At 67.1% G+C, this 13,517-nt stretch carries 18 protein-coding genes; 8 read left to right on the top strand and 10 right to left on the bottom strand.

The window, feature by feature from the left end; all coding sequences use genetic code 11:
* Positions 1–39 precede the first annotated feature (39 nt).
* The 4 genes from ACFSC0_RS20325 to ACFSC0_RS20340 all read right to left on the bottom strand — a co-directional run bounded on the left by ACFSC0_RS20325 (position 40) and on the right by ACFSC0_RS20340 (position 3,990).
* Positions 40–1,620 (bottom strand): 2-isopropylmalate synthase, encoded by a 1,581-nt coding sequence (locus ACFSC0_RS20325; protein ID WP_377283328.1) that lies wholly within the window; start codon positions 1,618–1,620, stop codon positions 40–42.
* A 255-nt stretch (positions 1,621–1,875) separates the two neighbouring features.
* Complete coding sequence (locus tag ACFSC0_RS20330; protein ID WP_377283329.1) at positions 1,876–2,694, bottom strand: trypsin-like peptidase domain-containing protein; 819 nt, start codon at positions 2,692–2,694, stop codon at positions 1,876–1,878.
* Positions 2,695–2,725: 31 nt separating this feature from the next.
* On the bottom strand, positions 2,726–3,478 hold the full coding sequence (locus tag ACFSC0_RS20335) for a TVP38/TMEM64 family protein (RefSeq protein WP_377283330.1): 753 nt from the start codon (positions 3,476–3,478) through the stop codon (positions 2,726–2,728).
* Positions 3,479–3,564: 86 nt separating this feature from the next.
* Positions 3,565–3,990: a hypothetical protein gene (locus ACFSC0_RS20340; protein WP_377283331.1), complete on the bottom strand. Its 426-nt coding sequence runs from the start codon at positions 3,988–3,990 to the stop codon at positions 3,565–3,567.
* Between the two features lie 136 nt (positions 3,991–4,126).
* Here ACFSC0_RS20340 and ACFSC0_RS20345 point away from each other — a divergent pair, with 136 nt between their 5' ends.
* The gene (locus ACFSC0_RS20345) at positions 4,127–5,329 is read left to right on the top strand and encodes a pyridoxal phosphate-dependent aminotransferase (protein WP_377283332.1); all 1,203 of its coding nucleotides are present in this window, start codon (positions 4,127–4,129) and stop codon (positions 5,327–5,329) included.
* On the top strand, positions 5,329–5,850 hold the full coding sequence (pyrE, locus tag ACFSC0_RS20350) for an orotate phosphoribosyltransferase (protein WP_377283333.1): 522 nt from the start codon (positions 5,329–5,331) through the stop codon (positions 5,848–5,850). The genes ACFSC0_RS20345 and pyrE overlap by 1 nt, the downstream gene beginning before the upstream one ends.
* Before the next feature lie 195 nt (positions 5,851–6,045).
* Here pyrE and ACFSC0_RS20355 read toward each other — a convergent pair whose 3' ends face one another.
* Both ACFSC0_RS20355 and ACFSC0_RS20360 read right to left on the bottom strand, forming a co-directional pair.
* Positions 6,046–6,285, bottom strand: coding sequence for a DUF2171 domain-containing protein (locus ACFSC0_RS20355; RefSeq protein ID WP_377283334.1), 240 nt, complete (start codon positions 6,283–6,285; stop codon positions 6,046–6,048).
* Positions 6,286–6,385: 100 nt separating this feature from the next.
* Positions 6,386–8,071, bottom strand: coding sequence for a CHASE domain-containing protein (locus ACFSC0_RS20360; protein WP_377283335.1), 1,686 nt, complete (start codon positions 8,069–8,071; stop codon positions 6,386–6,388).
* Between the two features lie 86 nt (positions 8,072–8,157).
* Here ACFSC0_RS20360 and ACFSC0_RS20365 point away from each other — a divergent pair, with 86 nt between their 5' ends.
* Complete coding sequence (locus tag ACFSC0_RS20365) at positions 8,158–8,334, top strand: DUF4169 family protein (protein ID WP_377283336.1); 177 nt, start codon at positions 8,158–8,160, stop codon at positions 8,332–8,334.
* Here the strand turns inward: ACFSC0_RS20365 and ACFSC0_RS20370 are convergent.
* A complete protein-coding gene (locus tag ACFSC0_RS20370) occupies positions 8,331–9,098 on the bottom strand; it encodes a Coq4 family protein (protein WP_377283337.1) in 768 nt (255 codons plus the stop codon). The genes ACFSC0_RS20365 and ACFSC0_RS20370 overlap by 4 nt on opposite strands.
* 120 nt (positions 9,099–9,218) lie before the next feature.
* Here ACFSC0_RS20370 and ACFSC0_RS20375 point away from each other — a divergent pair, with 120 nt between their 5' ends.
* On the top strand, positions 9,219–9,437 hold the full coding sequence (locus tag ACFSC0_RS20375; protein ID WP_377283338.1) for a ribbon-helix-helix domain-containing protein: 219 nt from the start codon (positions 9,219–9,221) through the stop codon (positions 9,435–9,437).
* Here ACFSC0_RS20375 and ACFSC0_RS20380 read toward each other — a convergent pair.
* Genes ACFSC0_RS20380 through ACFSC0_RS20390 form a run of 3 tightly spaced genes read right to left on the bottom strand, consistent with a single transcriptional unit; the run spans position 9,434 to position 10,104 of the window.
* Positions 9,434–9,685 carry a hypothetical protein gene (locus ACFSC0_RS20380; RefSeq protein ID WP_377283339.1) on the bottom strand — a complete coding sequence of 84 codons (252 nt, stop codon included), beginning with the start codon at positions 9,683–9,685 and terminating at the stop codon, positions 9,434–9,436. The genes ACFSC0_RS20375 and ACFSC0_RS20380 overlap by 4 nt on opposite strands.
* Positions 9,682–9,882 carry a hypothetical protein gene (locus ACFSC0_RS20385; RefSeq protein WP_377283340.1) on the bottom strand — a complete coding sequence of 67 codons (201 nt, stop codon included), beginning with the start codon at positions 9,880–9,882 and terminating at the stop codon, positions 9,682–9,684. The genes ACFSC0_RS20380 and ACFSC0_RS20385 overlap by 4 nt, the downstream gene beginning before the upstream one ends.
* Before the next feature lie 3 nt (positions 9,883–9,885).
* Positions 9,886–10,104, bottom strand: coding sequence for a hypothetical protein (locus ACFSC0_RS20390; protein ID WP_377283341.1), 219 nt, complete (start codon positions 10,102–10,104; stop codon positions 9,886–9,888).
* A gap of 890 nt (positions 10,105–10,994) precedes the next feature.
* On the opposite strand from ACFSC0_RS20390, the gene ACFSC0_RS20395 reads away from it, so the two are divergent.
* The 4 genes from ACFSC0_RS20395 (at position 10,995) to ACFSC0_RS20410 (ending at position 13,511) form a co-directional block, all read left to right on the top strand.
* Positions 10,995–11,219 carry a hypothetical protein gene (locus ACFSC0_RS20395; RefSeq protein ID WP_377283342.1) on the top strand — a complete coding sequence of 75 codons (225 nt, stop codon included), beginning with the start codon at positions 10,995–10,997 and terminating at the stop codon, positions 11,217–11,219.
* Positions 11,216–11,497 (top strand): hypothetical protein, encoded by a 282-nt coding sequence (locus ACFSC0_RS20400; RefSeq protein WP_377283343.1) that lies wholly within the window; start codon positions 11,216–11,218, stop codon positions 11,495–11,497. Before ACFSC0_RS20395 ends, ACFSC0_RS20400 begins: the two co-directional genes overlap by 4 nt.
* Positions 11,494–11,823, top strand: a complete 330-nt coding sequence (locus ACFSC0_RS20405) for a hypothetical protein (RefSeq protein ID WP_377283344.1) — start codon at positions 11,494–11,496, stop codon at positions 11,821–11,823. Before ACFSC0_RS20400 ends, ACFSC0_RS20405 begins: the two co-directional genes overlap by 4 nt.
* 677 nt (positions 11,824–12,500) lie before the next feature.
* The gene (locus ACFSC0_RS20410) at positions 12,501–13,511 is read left to right on the top strand and encodes a hypothetical protein (protein ID WP_377283345.1); all 1,011 of its coding nucleotides are present in this window, start codon (positions 12,501–12,503) and stop codon (positions 13,509–13,511) included.
* Positions 13,512–13,517 lie beyond the last annotated feature (6 nt).

Consider the following 13,517-nt stretch of genomic DNA (forward strand, 5'->3'; position numbering starts at 1 on the left):
GAAACTGCTTTCCCCGCACCCGCGGGGAACGGGCGGGAATCAGAAGCCGCTGGCGACCTTGGCGTCGTCGGGCGCGCTCTTCTCCTTGCGGGCGAAGAGGTTGTTCAGCGCGTTGACGTAGGCCTTGGCCGAGGCGGTCAGGGTGTCGGTGTCGGCGGCCTGGCCGGTGGCGATCCGGCCGTCCTCCTCCAGACGCACCGAGACCTGGGCCTGGGCGTCGGTGCCCTCCGTCACCGCATGCACCTGGAACAGGCGCAGGATCGCCGTGTGCGGGACCACCTCGTGGATCGCGTTGAACACCGCATCCACCGGCCCGTCGCCCGTGGCCTTGGCCGAGCGCTCCTCGCCGTCGACGGTGACCGTCAGGTTGGCTTCCTGCGGGCCCTCGGTGCCGGCCAGCACGCGCAGGTGCTTGACCTGGATGCGGTCGGTCCCGTGCGCCAGGGCGTCGTCCACCAGGGCGATGAGGTCGTCGTCGTAGACGTGCTTCTTCTTGTCGGCCAGGTCCTTGAACCGCTGGAACGCCTCGTTCAGGGCGTTCTGACCCAGCTCGTAGCCCAGGTCCTTCAGCTTCTCGCGGAAGGCGTGGCGGCCGGAGTGCTTGCCCATCACCAGGTTGGAGCTGCCCTGGCCGACGTCCTCTGGAGTCATGATCTCGTAGGTGCCGCGGTGCTTCAGCATCCCGTCCTGGTGGATGCCGCTCTCGTGGGCGAAGGCGTTCTTGCCGACGATGGCCTTGTTGAACTGCACCGGGAAGCCGGTGATGGCCGAGACGTAGCGGCTGGCGCGGGTGATGTGGGTGGTGTCCACGCCGGTGTGGTAGGGCAGCCGGTCGCCGCGCACCTTCAGCGCCATGACGATCTCTTCCAGCGCCGCGTTGCCGGCCCGCTCGCCGATGCCGTTGACCGCGACCTCGACCTGCCGGGCCCCGCCCTGCACGCCGGCCAGGCTGTTGGCGACGGCCAGGCCCAGGTCGTTGTGGCAGTGGGTGGAGAAGATCACCCGGTCCGCGCCCGGTACGTTCTCGATCAGGTCGCGGAAGATGTCGGCGTATTCGCTGGGGTAGGTGTAGCCGACCGTGTCGGGGATGTTGATCGTCGTCGCCCCGGCCTTGATCGCCGCCTCGACGCAGCGGCGCAGGAAGTCCTGCTCGGTGCGGGTGGCGTCCTGAGCCGACCACTCGACGTCGCCGCAGAAGTTGCGGGCCATGGTCACCGAGCCGGTGATCATCTCCAGGATGTCCTCCTGGCTGGCGCGCAGGATGTGGTCCCGGTGCGAGGGGCTGGTGGACAGGAAGGTGTGGATCCGCCCGCGCTTGGCCGGCTTGATCGCCTCGGCGCAGCGCTCGATGTCGGCCACGCCTGCCCGGGCCAGGCCGCAGACCACGCTCTCGGTGACGATCTCGGAGACCTGACGGACGGCCTCGAAGTCGCCGTTGGAGGCGATCGGGAAGCCCGCCTCGATCACGTCGACCCGCATCTCCTCGAGGATCTTCGCCAGCTCCAGCTTCTCGTCCAGCGACATGGAGGCGCCGGGCGACTGCTCGCCGTCGCGCATGGTGGTGTCGAAAACGATGACGCGGTCGCGCTCGGAGGCGGCGGTGTTTTGTTCGGTGCTCATGGGAGGTCTCTTCGCGGGAGTTCTTAATCCGATCGGGCGGTCAGGTCATCCCCTGAAGCGCCCGGCCGCGAAGAGGTCGCGCAGCCTAGTAAGGCGCCCAGGGGCGGCTAAGCCGAAGCAGAAGAGACAGGCTTTGGGGCCAGGTGCGCATGGAAAGCTTGATAGCCGATCGGGCACGCTCGCGCAATGGTCGTGCCGTGAAGCTCGTCAGATGTGGCTTTCGCGCAAGATCCTACCGGCCAGACGCATGACCAATCACTCAGTCGAACCGAGCTGCTGGCCGTCAATGATCTCATCAATGACCGGTGCCTTCCAGATGAACCCAAGCTGCGCACCGACGGCTCCGTCAGGTTGCAGCCGACCTGAATAGATACCGATGAACCGCGTCATGGGGCCGAGCATCATCACGCGCGAACCGTCGTCCCTCTCCCCGAGCGTCGACCGGATGATGACGGGCGAACCAGACATCCCCGCCGAAGTCGCTGTGTCCACGTACATCAAGGGGAGGTTTTCGACATCAATGTCTGGTTCGGTCGCGATGCTTGCTCGTTTCCAGATTGCCATACGACTTGGCCCCACGCCCATCGGGAACCCGAGAATAAACGCGTCGCCTCCAATCTGCGCCCTGATACTTCCAACCGCCAATTCATTGATTGGGTAGACCCATTTCGGATTGAGGGATCCCAATTCGAGGGCTACGACGTCCACCCGCTTCCGATGCACCGGGTGCTCAAGCCAGAGAGGCTTACCTTGAGCGTCGCGAATCTGACCAATGGCCGCTCGCCTCCGGTTGATGTCCCCCCCTTCGAACACGTCAAAGCTCAGGGAATTGGGTTCAGCGGCCGTCGGAGAAAGATGAACTCCGGTCCTCGGATTCTTGCCGCTTACATTGTGCCAGTTCGTAATCAGGTATGTGCGGTTGTTGCGCCGCCAAAAGAATGCGGTTCCTGATGAAATGACTTGGCTCTGGAAGGTCATCTGAAGGGGCGTCGCGGTGACGGAGTATGGATCAACCTCAATTCGTCTGCCTGGGGCAAACTGAGGCATCACTGGGCGAAAATCTTCTGTTGCCATTCTAGCGATCCGGCTTCTTCAGCATCGCGCCTTAGGTGTCGTGCAGAGGTGGGTCTGCCTCGACAACCAACCCTTGCCGCGCCGCCGCCTCTCGCGACTTCAGCCACCGGCGCGCATACCAGCCGATGATCAGCCAGGCGGCGGCGACGCCGACCAGCATCGGCAGGTGGGCGGCCCATTCCCCGCGCATCACCTGGACGATGGAGTTCCCGGCGAAGGCGGTCAGCGCGATCTTCGGGACGATGCCCAGGCCGGTGCCGGCCAGGAAGCTGCGCAGCCGCATGGGCGTCACGCCCGCGGCCATGTTGACGACGATGAACGGCGCCGAGGGCACCAGGCGAACGATCAGGCTGGCCCAGAAGCCGTTGCGGCCGACCAGCTCGATGAACTGCTTGACGCTGTCGCCCGAGAAGCTCTCCAGCGTCCGCGCGCCGGCCAGCCGGCCGACGCCGAACCCGACCACCGCCGAGACCATGGTGCCGATCCAGCTGTAGGCGAATCCCGTCCAGGGCCCAAACGCCACCACCGCCGCAGCGATCAGCACGAACTGGGGCACGCCCAGGAAGGCCAGCAGGGCGAAGGCGGCCACCGCCGCCGGCAGCGCCCACGGCCCGTCCGCCGCCAGCCCCAGCCACTCCTCGACGGTCGCTTCGCCGTCGAAGCCCAGCACCTGGGCGCCGAACAGGAACACCACCCCCACCCCGCCGAACAGCACGAAGGAGACGGCCAGCGCCCGCCAGGCCTTGGCGTCCATGTTCGTGAGGAACAAGAGGAGGCGGCGCATCGGCGGAGGCGTCGCTTATCGGGCGAGCCGGGTCAAGCTCGGGGGCCGCAGACGCATGGCCCGGATGTTGAGACGCGACGCCCTTCCTACGGCGGGCAGCGCATCAGGGTGATCGGCCCGTCCCAGGCGCCGCGGGAGACGGTCATCGAGCGCGGCGGGGCCGGATCGGTGAGCGTCAGGCTGAACTGGTAGGGCTTGGTCTCGCCCTCGGCCGAACAGGTGGCGGTGACCTGGTAGCCGGAGCTGGTCTCGCTGACCTGCTGGAACTCGCACGCCACTTCGCCGGCGGTCACCACCTTGTCGCGGTCGAACACCCAGGCGCCCTGCGGACAGAGGTCGGCCTTTGCGGCCCACAGCCCCACGTAGGGCGGCGGCGGCGGCTCGGGCGGCGACGGCGGCGGCGCCGGCGGGGCCTGCGCGGTCTTGGCCGGCGCGGGCGGCGGCTCCTCCTGGCAGCCGGAAAGGCCGGCGGCGATCGCCAGGCCGACGGCGAGCGATCGGACGGGTCTCATTGAACAGCTCCCCTGTTGCCTTTGGGCAAACGCCTGCGGCGAAGCTCCGGTTCTTTGCGGGCCCCGGGTTCCGTCGAGTGAGGCCTTCAGGTAAACGGGCGCCCCGACTTCCTTCCACTTCTGGAGCCCCCTGGCCATGTCGCTGCAATCCGCCGCGCTCTCCCGCGTGAAGCCCTCCGCCACCCTGGCGGCGGACCAGAAGGCGCGCGAGCTGAAAGCGCAGGGCCGCGACGTCATCAGCCTGGCGGCCGGCGAGCCCGATTTCGACACCCCGGACAACATCAAGGAAGCGGCCATCCAGGCGATCCGCGCCGGCAAGACCAAGTACACCAACGTCGACGGCATCCCCGAGCTGAAGGAAGCCATCGTCGCCAAGTTCAAGCGCGAGAACGGGCTCGAGTACAAGCCTGCCCAGGTCAACGTCTCGCCCGGCGGCAAGCCGGTGATCTACAACGCCATGGTCGCCACCCTGAACCCGGGCGACGAGGTGGTGATCCCGACGCCCTACTGGGTCAGCTATCCGGACATGGTGCTGCTGGCCGGGGGTGTGCCCGTGCCGGCGCCCACCAGCGCCGAGACCGGCTTCAAGCTGCAGCCGGAGGCGCTGGAGCGGGCGATCACGCCGCGCACGCGCTGGATCATCCTGAACTCCCCGTCGAACCCGTCGGGCGCGGCCTACACCAAGGCCGAGCTGCGCGCGCTGGCCGACGTCCTGCTGCGCCACCCGCACGTCTGGATCCTGACCGACGACATGTACGAGCACCTGGTGTTCGACGACTTCGAGTTCTGGACCATCGCCCAGGTCGAGCCGGCCCTCTACGAACGCACCCTGACCATGAACGGGGTCTCCAAGGCCTACGCCATGACCGGCTGGCGGATCGGCTATGCGGCCGGCCCCGAGCCGCTGATCAAGCTGATGGCCAAGGTGATGAGCCAGTCCACCTCCAACCCCTCGTCCATCTCGCAATGGGCGGCGGTGGAGGCGCTGAACGGGCCGCAGGACTTCATCAAGCCCAACGCCAAGCTGTTCCAGGAGCGGCGCGACCTCGTCGTCTCGATGCTCAACCAGGCGCGCGGCATCAACTGCCCGACGCCGGAAGGCGCCTTCTACGTCTATCCCTCGGTGGAGGGCCTGATCGGCAAGAAGGCCCCCTCGGGCAAGGTGATCCAGAGCGACGAGGACTTCGCCGTCGAGCTGCTGGAGACCGAGGGCGTGTCGGTGGTGTTCGGCGGGGCCTTCGGCCTCTCGCCCTTCTTCCGCATCTCCTACGCCACCTCCAACCAGGTGCTGGAGGAGGCCTGCAGCCGCATCCAGCGGTTCTGCGCCTCGGTCGGCTGATGGACGCGGCGGCCCGCAAGGTGCTGGGCGGCGACCTCCACGCCGCCGCCCACCTGACCGGCCGCTTCACCCTCCGTTCGGGAAAGGTCTCCGGCGAGTACTTCGACAAGTACCGCTTCGAGGCCGATCCGAAGCTGCTGGCCCGCGTCGCGGCCGCCATGCTGCCCCTCGTGCCGGCGGAGGCCGAGGTGCTGGCGGGCGTCGAACTCGGCGGCGTGCCGATCGCCACCGCCATGTCCCTGGCCAGCGGCAAGCCGGCCGCCTTCGTCCGCAAGGAAGCCAAGACCTACGGCACCTGCCTGGCTGTGGAAGGCGGCGACCTGCGGGGCCGCAAGGTCGTGCTGGTCGAGGACGTGATCTCCACCGGCGGCGCGATCCTCGACGCCAGGCGGCACCTGGACCATGCGGGCGCCCAGCTCGTGGCCGTCCTCTGCGCGCTCTGGCGCGGCGAAGGCGAGCCCCGCATCCCCGGCCTCGACGCGCCGGTCTTCGCCGCCCTCACGCGGGCCGACCTGCCGTAGCCTTCTTCCTTTCCCATTCATGGGAAAGGGGGACCGCGCGCCGAAGCCGGCGCACGCCGGCTGAAGAGCGTGTGGTGGAAAGGGAAAGCCCCAAGCGCGGCGCTGCGTCCCGCTCCAATCTGCACTTCTCGTTCCGCTGCGCGGGCGGCTCGCCCTCTCCCCCACCCCCGCTCCGCAGGGGAGGAAGGGACGATCCTAATGCTTCTCGCGCCAGGCGGTGGTGGCGGCCTGGCCGGTCATGTTCAGCCAGACCCGGTCGTTGTCGATGTGGTCGACCCAGGTCATCGGGATGTAGTGGTGCTTGAACCCTGACGACCGGTCGAGCCTGGCCAGCTCGATCTCCTCGCCGAGCACGTGGTCGACCTTGCCGACGTGACCGCCGTCGGAGCCGACCACCTCCATGTGCTCTTTGATCAGCGAGTGCAGGAGCATCATTCCTCGTCCTCCGCATCGCCCCCGCGGCCACGCCGCCGGGGTCTGCGGATTCAACACTCCAGCCTTCGGCGCGGTTTCGCCGTCGCGGCCGCCGCTCGGGCTAGTCCTCCGGCAGAGGCATGTCGATGGTGCAGCGCACGCCGGCCGGATCGAAGATGAGGTCCACCTGACCGTTCAGCTGACGGCGCAGCCCGGTGGTGATCAGCCGCGCGCCAAAACCCTTGCGGGTCGGCGGCGCCACCGGCGGCCCGCCGATTTCCTCCCAGCACAGCTCCAGGCGACGCTCGGCCCCCTGGCCCGACAGCCGCCACTCGATCTCGACCCGGCCGGCGTCGGTGGAGAGCGCGCCGTACTTGACCGCATTCGTGACCAGTTCGTGCAGTGCCATCCCGAGCGCCACCGCCAGGTTCGGCGACAGCCACACCGCAGGTCCCTTGGCGGCCACCCGGCCGGTGCGGGCGCTCTCGTAGGGGGCCACCTCCACCTGCACTAGGTCGGCCAGTCTCGCGCCGCGCCAGGAATCGCGCGTCAGCAGGTCGTGAGTCTGGCTGAGCGCCACCAGCCGGCCCTCGAACTCCTCGCGGGCCTCGTGCGGCGCCTGGCCTTCGCGCAGCGTCTGGGCCGCGACCGACTGCACGGTCGCTAGGGTGTTCTTCACCCGGTGGTTCAGTTCGTCGAGCAGCAGCCGAAGCTGGCCCTCCGCCGCCTGGCGCGCGGCCACCTCGTGCTCGGCCGCCAGGCGCGCCCTCACCTGGGACCAGGTGGCCGCCGCCACCAGCAGGGTGGCCAGCATGCCGCCGCCGAGGAACAGCAGCGGGAAGCTGCGCCCGGAGCCCAGCTCGAACTCGGGCCGGGTGAAGAAGCGCAGGGTCCAGGTCCGCCCGGCGATGGTAATCCGCCGTTCGCTGGTGAACCTGGCGTCGGCTGCGCGCGCGGCGACGCTCCCGCTGAACGAGCGGTGCAGCAGGTTTTCCGGCTCGGGCGCCCCGTCGTAGACGGCGAAGTCGACCCGCGGGTTCTGCTGGTCGCTGTAGATGCCGTGCAGGAGGTCGTCGGCGCGAAAGGGCGCGTAGACGAACCCGTCCAGCAGCCGCCGGCGCTCCTCGACCGCCGTCGGCGTCGCCCCGCCCCGGTAGACCGGCTGGTAGATCAGGAAGCCGGCCTGCTTGTCCTCGGTGATCTCCTGCACGAGCTCCACCTTGCCCGACATGACCGGCTCGCCGGCGTCGCGGGCGGCGGCCATGGCCGCGCGTCGGACCGGGTGGGTGAACATGTCGAAGCCGATCGCCGCCTCGTTCCGCGCGTCCCGCGGCTCCAGGTAGACGATGGCGTGCACCTCCTCGCGCGGCGTGTCCGGCCGGATGGTGAAGTCGGGATCCCCCTGGCGGCGGATCTCGGCGATCAGCGCCGCCTTGTCCGCGGCGGCGACCTTGCGGCTGAAGCCGATCCCCTGGATGCCGGGGTAGACGGCGGGAAGCTCCAGATGGTCCGCGAAGGCGGTGAACTGGGCGGCGTCCACCTCGCCCTTGAAGGCGTGGAACAGCCCCTCCCCCGCCTTCAGGATGGCCACATAGGCCTGCATGCGGGCGGCGATGTCGCCGCTGGTCTGGTCGGCGGCGTGCTGGAACCGCTCCATGTCCTTGGCTTCGACGAGCCAGCGCACCTGCAGTGAGGCGGCGGTGGAGGCGACCATGCCGATGATCAGCACGAATACGGGGAGCGACCTGGGGAGGCCCAGGCGGCGCCCCATGGCGCTGGCGCCGATGCGACCGAGCAGTCCCCGCATTTCCGAGGTTAAGTGCCTAATGTTTGGGCGATTGTCGAGCGCTCGGCTATTCTGGCGGGCGTGACGCGAGGTGGAGGCCCCGGGGCGTGAGCGAGATCGTCAACCTGAACAAGGCGCGCAAGGCGAAGGCCCGCTCGCAGGCCAAGGCCGGCGCAGCGGAGAACCGGGTCAGGTTCGGGCGCACCAAGCTCGAGAAGACCGCCGCCAAGGCCGAGGCCGCCAAGCTGGAGCGGCGGCTCGACCAGGCCCGGCGCGAGGATTAGGCCGGCAGGATGTCCCGGTTGGCCGGCGGGATCGATTCGTAGACCTTGGCCGGAACGATGCCGAGCCGGCGGCGCGCCGACTCCAGCGGCTCGTTCAGCACCCGCTCGTAGTCCTCGCCCAGCAGCCAGGCGGCCGCCTTGCCGCGCCGGTAGCCCTCCAGGATCGCCTTCTTGAACGGATAGGCCCCGTTGCGGCCGGAGCGGAACGCCGCGCCGAGCGCGATCAGCGCCCAGCCCAGGCCCTTGGTCTGGGCGTAGGAGAAGGCCACCAGGCAGGCCTCGCCCAGGGCGTCGCGGCCGTAGCCGGTCAGGATGTGCCAGATGTCGTGCACGTCGCGGGTGCGCCGGCCCATCCAGGCGTAGGGGTGCGGGTTGTCGATGTCGCCCACGCCCTCGCGGCTGACCATCGCCAGCCCCTCCGCCGACAGCTGCTCGGAGCGCACGAAGGTGCGGTAGGCCGCGCCCACCGAGCCCTCGGGGAAGCTGTCCAGCCAGGCGTCGTCCATCAGCTTGTGGGCCAGCTCGACCCGCTCGTAGGCCAGCCGGCCGCCCTCGGTGGTGGTCAGCAGGCGCTGGTACGCCTTGGCCGTGGAGTCCCCGTTCAGCGCCCGCATGATCTCGAAGACCTGGCGGGTGTCCTCCTTGTCGGCCAGCAGGCGCTGCAGCGCCTTCAGGGCCGGACCCCATTGCAGCTTGTAGGAATAGGCCCGCGGCTGGGTCTTCTCGGCGGGCGCGAGGGCGGGATCGAAATCGACGGCGGTCATCGCGGCGGCTCTGCCAGAGTGAGATTGATGATCCATGAAAATGACGCAGGCGTCATTTTTTCGCAAGACCCGCCCCTCGCTCTTTTCGGCGGGGCGGTTATGCGGGCATGTATCGCTCCCATGCCACGCCTTTCCAAGCGGTCCCTGCTCCTCGCCGGCCACGCCACCTCCGTGGCGCTGGAGCCGGAGTTCTGGGCCGTCCTGGAAGAGATGGCCGCGGCCCGCGGCGAGAGCCTGGCCGGCTTGATCACCCGCCTCGACGAGGGCCGGGGCGCCAGTTCGCTGGCCTCGGCCTGCCGACTGGCGGCCCTCGCCCACGCCAGGTCCGCGCAGCGCTAGCTGGGGTTGGCGGTCTGCGGCGTGCCCGGTGCGGCCGGCGTCACGGGCGTGGCCGGAGCGACGGCCGGCGCCTGCTCGGCGGTCGGGTGGGTCCCGCCGGACGGCGTCTCGACCGCCCCTTCCCGCTGCACGAAGAAGATGACCGCCCAGCCCACGAAGATCGCGACGATGATCCACACCAGCGGCGGGATCTTCCGCTTGGGGTAATGCGGCTTGGATGGGGAGTCGTGGGGTCGGTCTGAGCTCATGAGCCTCTCTTGGGTTCAGCGTCGGGAAGCGGCGTCGGCGGCGGCGCCCTGGGCGTCTGGACCACCGGCCCCGAGGCGGCGATGTCCGGTGCGCTGGTCCGCAGCGCCGCAAAGCCGAACGTCAGCGACAGGGCGATCAGCACGGTCAGGCTCAGCCACACCAGCGGCTGGGGCCGGGAATGTCCGGGGCCAGGCATGGCTCACCTGGGCGCCGGCACCGGCGCCGGCGGCAGGTTGGGCGCGTCCGGCAGGCTGGACGGGCTCGGCAGGTCCACCGCCAGGTCCGCCGGCCGCGGCAGATCGGCTTGCTGGGCCCGCGCCGCGAACATGTAGGCGCCGATCACCACCAGGGCGATGACCAGGCCGCCGACCAGCCACCAGATCCAGTTGCGCGGTTGCTCGCGTGAGCTTGTGGCCATGCTCGCCTCCCAAGAACCCCCGCTGCATGCGAAGGGTAACGACGCCCTTTCGTCGCGGTTCCTGCCCTTTGGCCGCCGCGCTCGTGTGCTACATATGTTTCGTTGTCGCGAGCAAGACACCCGAGTTGGTGAACCAATTCGCTCGGGCTATAGTCGGGCGTCACGCGCCGCTCACCACTCAGAAAGGCACGGCGGTCGGGCGCGGCCGATGCAGGGGTTATCCGCTAACCAGTGCCCCTGCCGTGACGCTCATTTCTGAGAGCGCAGACCGGGAATCCGGATGTCCCGAATATGGCGGGGGATCGCCACGCCGACCTTCACCCAAGAGGGACCTGCGGCGTCGCAATAGCGACAACGGGCGATCTCGCGAGCGCGGGTGAACGTCGTGGTCTCGCCGAAGCGCAGGAACGCAGCGAGCGGATCGAGATACTCCCGCCGGGCGCAATTCCGGCAGTCCACCTCTAGCTCTTTGTCGGTGTCTCGGAGGATGGCGAGGGTGGGCTCTGGCCTTTGCATCCGTTAATCGTAGCTCGAACACGACGAGAACGAAACAGGACCAAACGCAAAGAAGCCCACCGGCTGGAGACGGCGGGCTTCCCTACGAACCGGGCAACCGGGCAAAATGGACTCCTTCCCGACCGCCCACACCTACTTATCGGCGTGATTTCAACGTCCGGCCGTAAATAGCCGTATGACATTCCTGCTGATGACGTCAGCGCAGGGGTTCCCTGCCCTACTCTGATCCCTCCGCTCGCCGCGAAGCGCGGCGCCGCTACCGAGAACGCCACCCGAAGAGGCTCCTACTCTCCGCAGCCCGAACCCGCGCCGAGCGGCTCGGCGTCCCGTTCGATCTCACCGAAGATGACTTTGAGATCGGCGACGTCTGTCCGGTGCTCCACATTCCCCTACTGACCGGAGAGAATGCGATTTGGGACTACAGCCCCACGATTGACCGGGTCATCGGCGACCTCGGTTACATCAAGGGCAACGTCCGGGTGGTGTCCGCGAAATCAAACCGCATCAAAAACAACGGGACCGCCGACGAACTCCAGCGCGTCGCCACGTGGCTTCGTGAGAACGAAGACCTCGCCCGCTATGGGAGGCGCCGCAAATGACGCCCCTGGAGAACTTCCTCATCCATGCCCGGCTCCTGGGCGCCGATCCCCTGGAGGTGTTCGAAGCCGCTTACGAGGCGGTCGCGAACATCATGAAGAGGATCGGGATGAAAGCGCGTGAGCCCGTCCCGAGCCTCAGGGATTGGGCCACCGCCGTGACGATCCTCGTGGAACAGAACCCCGTCGTCTTCCTCACCATAGAAGAGTCGTTCCGCGCCATCGCTGAGGCGGGCGAAGACGTGGCTGACCTGTTGGCCAGATGCGAGGCGGTGCAATGAGCGCCGTCACGACCTTTCTCGTCGCCGCCCGTCTCTGCGACGTGCCCGTGGAATGGGTGGAGTCGGAGTCGCAGTGGATCAGCCCTGACCTCTATCCCGGTCTCCTGCTGATGTGCGGCGACTATCAGACCGCCGTTGACCTCGTGGCATGGGCTAGAGCGGTCAACTGGCTAGCCTTCTGCCGGGAAGACGACGACGCCATTCAGATGTTGAAGCCGCTGTGGGATCGCGTCGTGGACGAATGTCCGGCGCTCGACGTCGAATGGGTCGAATATACCGTCGCGCTGTCTCGGGACGGGCAGAAATTAGCCACCCGACTTCGTTGATGGCATGCTCCCCACGGGGGGACCATGCGAACAGCCATCACCACGATCATGCTCGTCGCTGCGCTAGGCGGTTGCGCGAGAAAGCTTCACGATCCCTGCACGGGCAAGATGATCTCGGAGCGTCTTAAGGACAGCGACTACGTCCTCGAACGAGCAACGTATTGGCGCGCCCGTTCTGCGGAGCTTGGCCAACCGTTACGCTGCCCGACCAGCGAAGAGATCGGTGAAATCGGGACCACTACGGTCCAAGAACGGGAACTCCGCGAGCAATGGCGTCGGGACGCCCTGAAATGAAAGAGCCGCCGGGCTGGAGGTCCGACGGCTCTAACACACGCTACTATTCAAGGAACCCAAGGAGTGGGCAAGAGGCTACCCCGACCACTCATGAATATTTATACAGGATCGGGCGGCTGATATAAATATCTGGCTGTTGTTGACCACAGTTTGGCTCCCCTCGTCCCATGAAGACTTGAGCCAATGAACCCCCGGCTCGCGCATGGTCGGGGGTTCTTCATTTCAATTTTCCGGCCTGACGACCTGCTGTGATAAATAATGTTTAGAACAGAGATCGTCGCGGGTCCACGTTCACGGATTTCCTTTAACTCCAGCCGTCGGGATGGCGCTGAGTTCAACTGAAACCCCTCACTTGGCCCGCGACCCGAGTGAGGGGTTTCTTTATGCACGTCAGTTTCTTTGATGATGTTCACGATAACCGGCCAAAAACGGTTGACGCAACCTTTGACGAATACGCCGAACTCCTCCGCTATGCTTCAGAGCTACCGTTCGCGCGTGACACCAAGACCGCCGCGATGTGCAGCGTCCCGGCGCTGTTCGATCCACCGCAGCGCGGGTCCATCAACGTTGTTCAGCGCTACGCCTTCACCGGCGACGTCGATGGTGACAAGCCGGGCGATCCTGGCTTCGACGGCATGGTTGCCCTGTTGGCCCGTGTCGGGTTCCGCTTCGTCGTCCACACGACCACGAATTCGTCTCTGACGACCAACCGCTACCGGGTCATCATCCCATTCACGAAACCGGTTGATGGTCCCACCTACGAGGCGCTCTGCACGAGCATCAATCAGATGCTCGGCTCGATCTTCGACGAGTCCACCTTCGACGTTGGGCGGCTGAGCATCGTCGCGCATCGCTGGCGCGGCGCCTCAGACAAACTCCCGAACGAAAGCGACGGTCACCACGGCTTCGCCGCCGTGTTGGAGGGCGATGATCTCGATCCCGAGATCATCATGTCGGCTTACCCGCCGGTCATCCGAGAAAAACCCGACGATGCGGCCACGACGGCATTCCTCGCCGAATACGTGGCCAGCGTGGAAGACCACGACATCTTCGCGCTGATGGATTTCGACCGCTCGCCCTTGGTTAGACCCGAGTTCATCGACGCCTACCTGATGAGCCCCAGCGGTGGGCGCTTCTACTCTTTCATGGTCAAGGTCGCGGGCCGCGCCTTGGCCAAGGGTCTGCCCTGCACACCCGAAATCGTTCTCGCGCTCGGGCTCGAAATGAGCCGCAGAGGCGGGAAGTCGCATCGGCCCTACGCGCGCCACGAGGCGCAAAACGCTGTCCGCTTTGCGGCTCAGCGTCACGTCGCCTCAGGCAACTCAATCAACCCCGATGAGCAAAAAGAACAACGCCTTGCTGCCATCATGAGAAGACTGTCGAAAACAGCATAAGGAAGA

This window comes from Phenylobacterium terrae, from assembly GCF_042681205.1.
In the GTDB taxonomy this organism is placed as follows: domain Bacteria; phylum Pseudomonadota; class Alphaproteobacteria; order Caulobacterales; family Caulobacteraceae; genus Phenylobacterium; species Phenylobacterium terrae.